The organism is Halomonas sp. 3D7M, assembly GCF_014897885.1.
In the GTDB taxonomy this organism is placed as follows: domain Bacteria; phylum Pseudomonadota; class Gammaproteobacteria; order Pseudomonadales; family Halomonadaceae; genus Vreelandella.
The window spans coordinates 1-8,946 of record NZ_JABUZF010000100.1; the positions used below are offsets into that span (position 1 = coordinate 1).

Consider the following 8,946-nt stretch of genomic DNA (forward strand, 5'->3'; position numbering starts at 1 on the left):
GGTATCCCGCGCAAAATCTGATGAGCCGTCAAAACCGTTCTTTGCGCTGTTCACTGAAAGCTATGTCACTTCTACCTCACCGTCTGGTGCGTGCATACCTTGTTGACGACACGCCACATGGGAAGTATCGCCAGGCTGTTTCGGTACAGGGCATTGTGTCTCTTTCCCCGATCATCGGCCTTTTTGTTTTCTTTTTCTGGCGGGCATTTGCGGGTGTCGGTATCGAATGGATCATGCCGTCGATTCTTGCTCTGGCAGTTGGCGGGGTCTTTATGGCCATCTCTACGGCTGGAAGATATGTCAGGAAGGGAGGGATGCGGCGTTTCATTGGCTTGCAGCTATACGCCCTTTTCTGTTGGCTCCTGACGGCCTCTGTCGTGTTTTCTACCCCCTACCTGCTACCTTGGGCCGCCTGATGCCTTCAGGCTCTCACAAAGGCTTACAGCCCCCTTTTTGGGGGTTTTTTGTTTTTGCCTAGAAATCCGGTGTTCCGCTGGCCTGTCTGATCATTTCCTGCGCGTACTCTGCCAAGGTACTTTTCATTCCAGAGGAATACTCATGTCAAAAGCTACATCTTCGGCCACAGGCGACCGTCGCACGATGCACCTTGCGCTTGGCGGTATTATCGGCAGCGGATTGCTGGCAACACTTGCATTCGGTTTGCTGCTGAACGCCCAGACTGAAACGGCTGATCAACTCCAACAGACCAATGCGAAACTGTCTGACCTTGCCGATGCCATCAACACTTCCTCTGGACAGCAAACGCGTAACACTGACCTGGTGGCCGCCGTTGATCAGGTGATGCAGCAGCGAGCGCAGGCCGAGCAAGAGGCACAGCGCCAGGCATTGTTAGAGGGGTATGACAATGCCCCTACCGATTTGGAAGACGATACGCCCTGGACATACGGGGATGCTGACGCTCGCTTCACGCTGTACACCTATTCCGATCCCAACTGCCCGTACTGCCGTCAGTTTCACAATACTCCCAAGCAACTTGTTGATAGCAGTCAGGGCGTGATGAAGGCTCAGTACCATCACATGACGATCATGGATGCCAACTCGACCACCCAAGCATTGGCGAGTGAGTGTGCAGGCCGTCTCGGTGATAATCAGCATTTCTGGGCGCTTAACGACTATATCTACGAGAATCATCAGGTGCGCGAAGCGGGTTTGCTCGATGTAGCTGAAACGATGGGTTTTGATCGTTCAGCGTTTCGTCAGTGTATGCAAAGCAGCGATGTACAACGCCATGTGGCTGTTCTTGGGCGTGAAGCACAATCAGAAGGTGTTACGGGTACGCCGACATCGTTTTTGATCGACAACGAAACGGGAGAGGAAGTCCGTTTGTCTGGGGCGCAGCCGCCAGGAGCCATCATTTCGGCATTAAGGGGCATGATCGAGCAGGAGAGTGCGGAGGCAGGAACAGCCAACGGCCAACCCGCTGAACAGGAAGGTTAATTATGCTCCCCATTTCCCCGATTGCGATTGCCATTGGTGTCGCCCTCTTTCTGGCCAGAACGAACCTGGCAGGCTTGATAGGCGGTGCAGTGCTGGGGATGGCATTGATGCACCTTTGGCCGGAATACTTTATGCCCGTTTATACCTGGGTCGGCGGCTTGTTGGATTCGCTGGGCATTGGGGACTGGCTGGACGCGTCCAATCAGTCTGCTCCCGTGACGCCCGATGCCGAGTAAAACGCCCCATTCACCTAATGACTGACGCCCTTTTGAGGGCGTTTTTTTTGGAGCGGAACATGCTTCCATATCTAGCATTGCCAGCGATGGCACTTGGGCTCGCGCTGACAATTCCGCCTGCCCTGGGAACGGCGAAAACAGTTATCTCCTCCGGCGATACTGTGTCGGATTCGACAAACCACCACAACGTCCAGATCGTCGTGAGCCACGACTGTCAGCGTGCCTGGTGTCCCGATATTAGGGATCGTTTACAGATAGAGGTACAAGCAGCTCATTATCGGCCAGACCGACACCTTGCAACGATCACAGTTGAACCGCTAGAACGACATGGACGTTTTGCCGAGCCCCGACGACGACTCGATGTTTTGACAGCGGGCGGTCAAGGGAATATGCCGCCAGGCGCGCCAGCACCCTGGGTCAATGCCGAGCTTTTGTCGGGTGCCTCATCAGTGAAACCTACAGAATCGACGCATCGTACCCCTTGGCGGACGTTACCAGACTGGATGCCCCCTTCATCGCTTTCACAATGGAAGTCGGCTAACTCGCAAACCTTGATAGACTCAGCAGACAAAAAAACACAAGGATGGCTTCCTAGATTAAATAACGCTGTTGAGCATTATATAAACCCTTTGGTTGAAAAAGTGCGTTATGTCATTAGTAAAGAAGGCGATGGCTCATGACATCGTTCTGCAAATGTTCTTATCTTCGGTCTTTACAAGGCATAGCGAATTTTTTATGTGCTTTTTTGCACAACACAGCTTTTTTAGCTGGCTTTATTTTATTGAGTATTTTTAGTGCTTTTTTACCTTTAATAATTCTTTGGGCTGTTTATAGCGTTTTTGCACATATTTCTTCTTGGTTGTTCGCCGCCGGTGTTCGTCCTGCATGGCCAGAGATTGACTGGGTGCCGCTATCCCAAAATACGTTGATTCATCTCGCCCTGGTGATCGCGTGGGGGCTGCTGTGTCTTTTGGTTTGGAATGGGGCGAAGCAAGCGATGAGACACCGCAAACGACAGTTGCAGCGTTTGGCCAAGGGGAGATTGGTTAAGGTATCGGCAGACCATCCTATCGCGCTCTATACACAACGTCTGTGCAAGCAACATCGTATCCGATGCCCACACCTTTGGGCCGCCGAGAATGCCTATGTGGTTGCTTTTGTCGTTGCGCCGCCAATAAGAAAATCTCACTTGGTACTGTCAGCGGGTGTTTTGCAGTTGCCGTCGGACATATTGCGCTGGGTGATCGCTCACGAAGTCGGCCATCTGGTTCATGGGGATGCCCGCCATGTGTTTGCCTGGCAGCGCTTTCTGGACAGCGTGCTTGCTTGGCAGCGCCTACGCTTGAAGGTCGTGAAATGGCTTGTTCGGCTATGTTACTGGATACCGCTAGTAGGCCATCCTCTTTGCCGCTTGTTGGTTGGTTTTGAGCGTCTATTCCAAAATTTGGATAAAGCTGGCAGACAGCTCGGTGGTGCAGCTTACGAGGCGTTGACACTTTGGGCGTCACGGCGTAGTGAATTTCGCGCTGACGCCTTTGCAGCGTCACAGGAAGGTGCAGAGCCAGGCATCGCGCTGTTCAGATCGCTGGCAGCGGCTTCCACGTTTGAGCCTTTGCAGCGGCCTATCTGTCTTCGCACACATCCGACGCACCACGAGCGTGTGAAGGCGCTTAAACGTTTTAACTTAAAACCTCATAACCTCAATTAAGTATTTGTGGTCATGAGGCAAAGCGCTTATGTGTATAAGCTCATAGACTCATACGCTCAATTCATCACAATTTCAGCACCAATAAGACTCCTGAGACCTGATTGGGAGGCCGTCAGCACGATATCCTTGCTACTCCCTATCGCATTGACATATATACTAGCGATAGCAAGCTGATCGTTCACCTTCCATGCGCGTTGAGCTGGTGTATATACGCAAACTCCCCATACCCCCTTCCTTTAAACGTAATGACTCATAACCTCATAACCTCATTCTTTTATTTGAGTTTATGACCATTTGATAAAATCCCCATTTCTTCATAAGCTCAGATAAGGTTCCTACACGATGGCGGAGATACAATGCACGTTATTGCGGTTTTAAATCAGAAAGGCGGTTCGGGTAAGACGACGATTGCAACGCACCTGGCTACTGCGCTGATGATGGCAGGACATGATGTACTGTTGGTTGATTCAGACCCCCAAGGCAGCGCCCGTGATTGGGCAGCGGTTCGTGAGGATCAGCCGGTGCCGGTAGTCGGCATTGACCGTCCAACCATAGGGCGTGATTTGAAAAACCTGGCTCGCAAAGAATTTGTGGTGATTGATGGCGCGCCACAGGCAGCCGATCTGGCAGCGTCTGCCATTAAGGCAGCAGATTTTGTGCTGATTCCGGCACAACCAAGCCCGTACGATATTTGGGCGACAGCTGATCTTGTCGAGTTGGTGAAGCAGCGTATTGAGATCACTGACGGCAAGATGCAAGCGGCGTTTGTTGTCTCCAGGGCGATCAAGGGGACGCGGATAGGGTCGGAAGTCACCAATGCACTTAACGAATATGAGTTGCCGGTGCTTGAGAGTCGGGTTACTCAGCGGGTTATCTACCCCACGACGGCCGCAACAGGTACAACGGTCTTCGACCAAGACCCTGACGGCCCCGCATCTATTGAAATCAACGCATTGATGAACGAGCTGAAAGCAAAGCTCATTTGAGGTTTTGGGGCTTTGATCAATTGAGTTTTTACGTTAATGCGGCAATAATGATTTGAAGTTATGATTTTTTGAGGTTGTTGAGATGACCAAAGGTGTACTTAGTGCTGGACGCCCAAGCGCGAAAGCAGACAAGCGAAAAGAAGCGACGTTAGCGAGCCTGGCAGACAGACCGGCCAAAAAACGGGTCAACATTGATCTGACGTATGAAGAACATCAGCGGTTGAAGATATACGCGGCTCAGAATGGCATGACCATCAAGGATATCCTGCGTGAACAAATTGATAAGTTGATCGACGGCGATCAAGCGTGAAAGTGTTTTTATTCATTGCATCAAAACCTCATTTGAAGAAAAGCCCATCGGGTTTTTTGAGGTTGACTGATCAGGAGAGGGCGGATGTCTGACAGGTTCTCACGACTTGATCGGCTTAAAGAGCAGCTGGATCAGTATCGACCGCTGCCTCATGCCGTTGTCCGCAACCTACATGAATCGCTGGTTTTGCAATGGACTTACCATAGCAACGCCATCGAAGGGAATACGCTCACGCTCAAGGAAACCAAGGTCGCTCTTGAAGGTATTACGGTGGGTGGAAAAACCCTGCGAGAGCACTTTGAGGTTATTAACCATCGAGAAGCGATTTGGATGGTTGAAGACTGGGTTAAGCAGCGTGAGCCTCTATCCGAATGGTTGATCAAATCGCTGCACCAGCTGGTACTCAAAAACGTCGACGATCAGAATGCCGGAGCGTATCGCCAGGTCAATGTCATGATATCAGGTGCCGAGCACCGGCCACCTGAAGCCTACAGGGTTCCTCAGGCGATGAGCGATTTTCTTCATTGGTATCATCAAGAGGCTGGCACTTTGCACCCCATTGAGCGAGCTGCCCGTTTGCATGGTGAGTTCGTCAAGGTTCACCCTTTCGTTGATGGGAATGGGCGGACATCGCGGCTTCTGATGAATTTCGAGCTGATGAAAGCAGGGTTCCCTGCCGCTCTGATCAAGGTAGAGCAGCGGTTGGCTTACTACGAAGCACTGGATACTGCCCATTGCACCGGCAACTACGATCTTTTTGTCGACTTGCTTTGTGACAGCGTGGAAAACAGCTTTGAGCCTTACTGGTGGGCGCTGGGCATTAATAGACAGCCGGACAGCAAATGAGGTTTTGATGATAGTATCAAACAAGGTTTTGAGGTTATCCGCTTTTGGTGCCTTGATGATTTCATCATTGTCTGTCCATGCTGACGTTGCCATCGCAACCTGGAACATTAACCACTTGGGCTGGAACAACGACAAGGACTTAGCGATTTTAGGTGAGATAGGTAACAGTTTCGATTTGCTCGCAGTGCAAGAGGTCATGAGCGAAGATGGCGCTGAAAATTTGCATCTGTCGTTGGAGCAAGCATCAGGTGAACCTTGGGGATACGTGATGAGTCACCTGATCGGGCGCAGTAGCTATAAAGAGGCGTATGCGTTCTTCTGGCGAGAATCAGAGGTGTCAGCATCGGGTGGGGACGCTGTGTTTTTCGACGGTGCGGACGTCTTTGCACGGGAGCCGTATTCAGCGCTGTTTACTGATCGAGATACCAGTGAGACATTTGCCATTGCCAACGTGCATATTCTATATGGCGATAGTGTTCGTGACCGGCTGCCTGAGATTGAGGGGTTGGCTGATTACTGGCAGTGGTTAGGTGAAGAAGCCTATCCTGGTGTGCCTCGCATACTGGCAGGGGACTTCAACCTCGACAGCGAGCACCTTGGCTTTGACACGCTTGAACTTTTGGGTGTTGAAGCGGCATACGAGGATGGCAGAGGCACAACGATCAGCACGACAGAGGACAGGTATCCGAATCACTACGATCACATGTTCCTGCAGGAAGGCACGTCTTTGTCAGTAACCGACCAAGGTATTCTGAGATTCCCTGAGCGCTGGGGAATCAATCATGAAGTTGCCCGTGATGCGATCTCTGATCATGTGCCTGTATGGATTGCCTTGAACGGCGCGTCTTTGCGCTTACCCGATGATGCGACAGTCGTGGCATCTTCCAAGACAAATACCTGCATTGATATCAATTCAGCGCCAGCGGATGAATTAAACGATCTGCCCCATGTCGGCGAGAGCAGGGCAACAGCGATTGTTGATGGTCGGCCTTGGTCGTCACTTGATACGCTTGTTGCCGTCAGTGGCTTGAGCGATGGCCGCGTAGAGGACATTTCTTCTTCAGGGTTGGCCTGCGATCTCTAAAGGATATATGGAAAGGATAAAAGGACAAAAGGGAAGAAGGAGGCTCAAAAATATCTATTTCAGACAGTTGTTTAGCGATCAAAGCTGTCCACTCCGTACATAGAAACCTGTTCACTCCATACATAGAAACCTGTCCGAGTCGTACATAGAAACCTGTCTGCTCCGTACATAGAAAGGGGGCTCTGGCCTTACTGCCCTGGGCAATCCGTACAGAGCGTACATAGAAAACCTGTTCACTGCGTACATAGAAACGTGTACAGACCGTACATACAAAACCCTGAAATACCTCAAACCCGTCCAGAGCGTACATAGAATGGCAGCTTTTTTTCACTGGGTTATCCCCAAAATCTGTGGATAACTCAGAAGATTTACAGATCGTACATAGAAACGTGTACAGATCGTACATAGAACCCGATGGTTTGCTCTGGAGGCTCCAATCAGAAAGAGGCTATGTCCACGCGAGAGGCTTCACGCTGCAGAATGTGTACAGATCGTACATAGAATATACAGGTGTTCTCACGTTAGAAACCTGTACAGAGGGTACATAGAAGCAGGGTGCGACAAAAAAAGTGCAGAATGTGTACAGAGCGTACATAGAAGGAGCGGCTTCGCTTCGCTACACTCAGTTCCATAAAGCCGTACTCACCGAATCAGAGAAAGGACATGGCACAGCATCCTCGCACGGACTGGGAGAAGGTCACTAGCGACCTGCGCAGATCAAAAACAAGCAAAGCCGATCAATCGGACTCACCGCCGACGAACCTGTCACTCGATCTTGATTCGATCATGCCGGAAAGTGGGCAGGCTGAAGACGTTGCCAATGTACCGGCACTCAAGCTGGCCGAGCCGGATGTTCTGCCTGACGCAGCACTGACGCCTGAAGGGCAGTCTCTTCGTGATTTCCAGTCGACGCTGACAAACACGCCGGAAGAACGCGCCAATGCGTCCAACCTGATGCAGTTTTGGGAGCGCATACCCCGTTACAATTGCAGCGATATCCAAGGGATCAATAACAGCCCTGACGCGAAGGAAATGGGGATCGTCAACTATTCGTTTGAAGACAGCGGCGAGCATTACACCCTTGAGATGACACCGGCACAAATTCGGACAGAAGCCAACGGCGTTCAGCAGACCATCTTTTGCTACCCCGATAATACCGATGAGCTTGTGGAGCTGGCGCTGGTCAAGCTGGCAATGAATAACGGCGATATCCTTCAACCGGCGGACATATCCCATAAACCTGCGAAGGGCAATGCCGCATTGCCGAGTTACGGGGTGCATTTCACGATTAACCAGCTGATGCAACAGCTCAAGCATTGGGGGAGGGGGCGTAGCTACCCAGCCCTGATGCGTTCTTTGGAAGTATTGAACAAGTGCAATCTGTCTGTTCGCTCGACCTCGAAAGGGGGAATCAATGCGCGAGGGGCGATTCTGCCTGAGCTTGTGTCATTTGAGCAGAATGGGTTTGATGCTCATGATCGAAACGGTTTCTGGACGGCAAGGTTTCACCCCATTATCAGCCTGGGTATTCATGCGGGCCTGTATCAGCAGTACAACGTGTTTCGTGTTGCACAAGTCAAAACGCATGTCGGTCATGCCATCATCAAGTTGTTGTTGCTCAACGGCCGTAACATCTCTGAGCAGACACCTTACTCGCTCAAACTGTCGTCCTTACAGGAGACGACAGGGCTTCTGAATTACAAGAGCCCGTATCATGCGCGCCGCAAGTTCCGTGAGCATATACAAAGGATCGAGGCAGAGGGGCTGCTTTCGCACGTTGAGTTTGTCGAGAAGAAGCGAGGCAAGCGCGTCATTGATGTGGAAGCGCGTATGTTTGCTTCAGCGTCTCTAGTCCGAGAGATGAAGGCGTCACACAAGCGCTCGAATATCATCGGTGAGCGTCGTTACGTTCGAGCCGCCATCCAGAAAACGAAGGGTTAAGGAGTAGCCGTGATGCAAGATGAGCCGAACCTGGTCGATAGCCCGCTCAATGAAACAGTGGAAGCGGAAGGCCATGCATTCACGGTGAGCATCTACCGTTTGGAAGCAGAGACAACCTGGACTCTGGAAGTGGTTAATGAGGCAGGTACATCTTTTGTGTGGGACAAGACGTTTGAGACTGACGCTCAAGCGCTAAGTGAAGCAAAGCAGAGCCTCAAGGATGAAGGCGTAGAGGCTTTTTTGGGTTGAAGGTAAGTGCCTAACTGAAAGTTTTCGTGCATAATGTACGTAGGATAACTGACACGGACGGAACCATGGCAAGGCGCTTCGTTGCACCTCTCACTGAGTCTGAGCAGCAGACGCTGTCCTCCGCCTAT

The 8,946-nt window shown here is 51.2% G+C and carries 11 protein-coding genes; all 11 read left to right on the forward strand.

Annotated elements, in window-relative coordinates; translation table 11 throughout:
* Positions 1–416: hypothetical protein (locus INT22_RS04390; protein ID WP_226912400.1), on the forward strand; the 416-nt coding region annotated here is incomplete at its 5' end.
* Between the two features lie 142 nt (positions 417–558).
* Complete coding sequence (locus INT22_RS04395; RefSeq protein ID WP_193054912.1) at positions 559–1,458, forward strand: DsbA family protein; 900 nt, start codon at positions 559–561, stop codon at positions 1,456–1,458.
* Between the two features lie 2 nt (positions 1,459–1,460).
* Positions 1,461–1,694 carry a hypothetical protein gene (locus tag INT22_RS04400; RefSeq protein ID WP_192539303.1) on the forward strand — a complete coding sequence of 78 codons (234 nt, stop codon included), beginning with the start codon at positions 1,461–1,463 and terminating at the stop codon, positions 1,692–1,694.
* 59 nt (positions 1,695–1,753) lie between these two features.
* The gene (locus tag INT22_RS04405) at positions 1,754–2,374 is read left to right on the forward strand and encodes a hypothetical protein (RefSeq protein ID WP_192539304.1); all 621 of its coding nucleotides are present in this window, start codon (positions 1,754–1,756) and stop codon (positions 2,372–2,374) included.
* A 317-nt stretch (positions 2,375–2,691) separates the two neighbouring features.
* Complete coding sequence (locus INT22_RS04410; RefSeq protein ID WP_193067736.1) at positions 2,692–3,402, forward strand: M48 family metalloprotease; 711 nt, start codon at positions 2,692–2,694, stop codon at positions 3,400–3,402.
* Between the two features lie 356 nt (positions 3,403–3,758).
* The gene (gene parA / locus INT22_RS04415) at positions 3,759–4,388 is read left to right on the forward strand and encodes a ParA family partition ATPase (RefSeq protein WP_192539306.1); all 630 of its coding nucleotides are present in this window, start codon (positions 3,759–3,761) and stop codon (positions 4,386–4,388) included.
* Between the two features lie 82 nt (positions 4,389–4,470).
* Entirely contained in the window at positions 4,471–4,698 is a 228-nt protein-coding gene (locus tag INT22_RS04420; protein WP_192539307.1) for a plasmid partition protein ParG, read from the forward strand.
* Between the two features lie 84 nt (positions 4,699–4,782).
* A complete protein-coding gene (locus INT22_RS04425; protein ID WP_193054913.1) occupies positions 4,783–5,544 on the forward strand; it encodes a Fic family protein in 762 nt (253 codons plus the stop codon).
* A 55-nt stretch (positions 5,545–5,599) separates the two neighbouring features.
* Positions 5,600–6,628, forward strand: a complete 1,029-nt coding sequence (locus tag INT22_RS04430; protein WP_193059642.1) for an endonuclease/exonuclease/phosphatase family protein — start codon at positions 5,600–5,602, stop codon at positions 6,626–6,628.
* Positions 6,629–7,291: 663 nt separating this feature from the next.
* Entirely contained in the window at positions 7,292–8,569 is a 1,278-nt protein-coding gene (locus INT22_RS04435; RefSeq protein ID WP_193059641.1) for a hypothetical protein, read from the forward strand.
* 12 nt (positions 8,570–8,581) lie between these two features.
* The gene (locus INT22_RS04440) at positions 8,582–8,818 is read left to right on the forward strand and encodes a hypothetical protein (RefSeq protein ID WP_193059640.1); all 237 of its coding nucleotides are present in this window, start codon (positions 8,582–8,584) and stop codon (positions 8,816–8,818) included.
* Positions 8,819–8,946: the final 128 nt, after the last annotated feature.

Coding starts and splice junctions, on each gene's coding strand:
- INT22_RS04395 (WP_193054912.1), top strand. CDS start 559: ATGTCAAAAGCTACATCTTCGGCCACAGGCGACCGTCGCACGATGCAC.
- INT22_RS04400 (WP_192539303.1), top strand. CDS start 1,461: ATGCTCCCCATTTCCCCGATTGCGATTGCCATTGGTGTCGCCCTCTTT.
- INT22_RS04405 (WP_192539304.1), top strand. CDS start 1,754: ATGCTTCCATATCTAGCATTGCCAGCGATGGCACTTGGGCTCGCGCTG.
- INT22_RS04410 (WP_193067736.1), top strand. CDS start 2,692: ATGAGACACCGCAAACGACAGTTGCAGCGTTTGGCCAAGGGGAGATTG.
- parA (WP_192539306.1), top strand. CDS start 3,759: ATGCACGTTATTGCGGTTTTAAATCAGAAAGGCGGTTCGGGTAAGACG.
- INT22_RS04420 (WP_192539307.1), top strand. CDS start 4,471: ATGACCAAAGGTGTACTTAGTGCTGGACGCCCAAGCGCGAAAGCAGAC.
- INT22_RS04425 (WP_193054913.1), top strand. CDS start 4,783: ATGTCTGACAGGTTCTCACGACTTGATCGGCTTAAAGAGCAGCTGGAT.
- INT22_RS04430 (WP_193059642.1), top strand. CDS start 5,600: ATGATTTCATCATTGTCTGTCCATGCTGACGTTGCCATCGCAACCTGG.
- INT22_RS04435 (WP_193059641.1), top strand. CDS start 7,292: ATGGCACAGCATCCTCGCACGGACTGGGAGAAGGTCACTAGCGACCTG.
- INT22_RS04440 (WP_193059640.1), top strand. CDS start 8,582: ATGCAAGATGAGCCGAACCTGGTCGATAGCCCGCTCAATGAAACAGTG.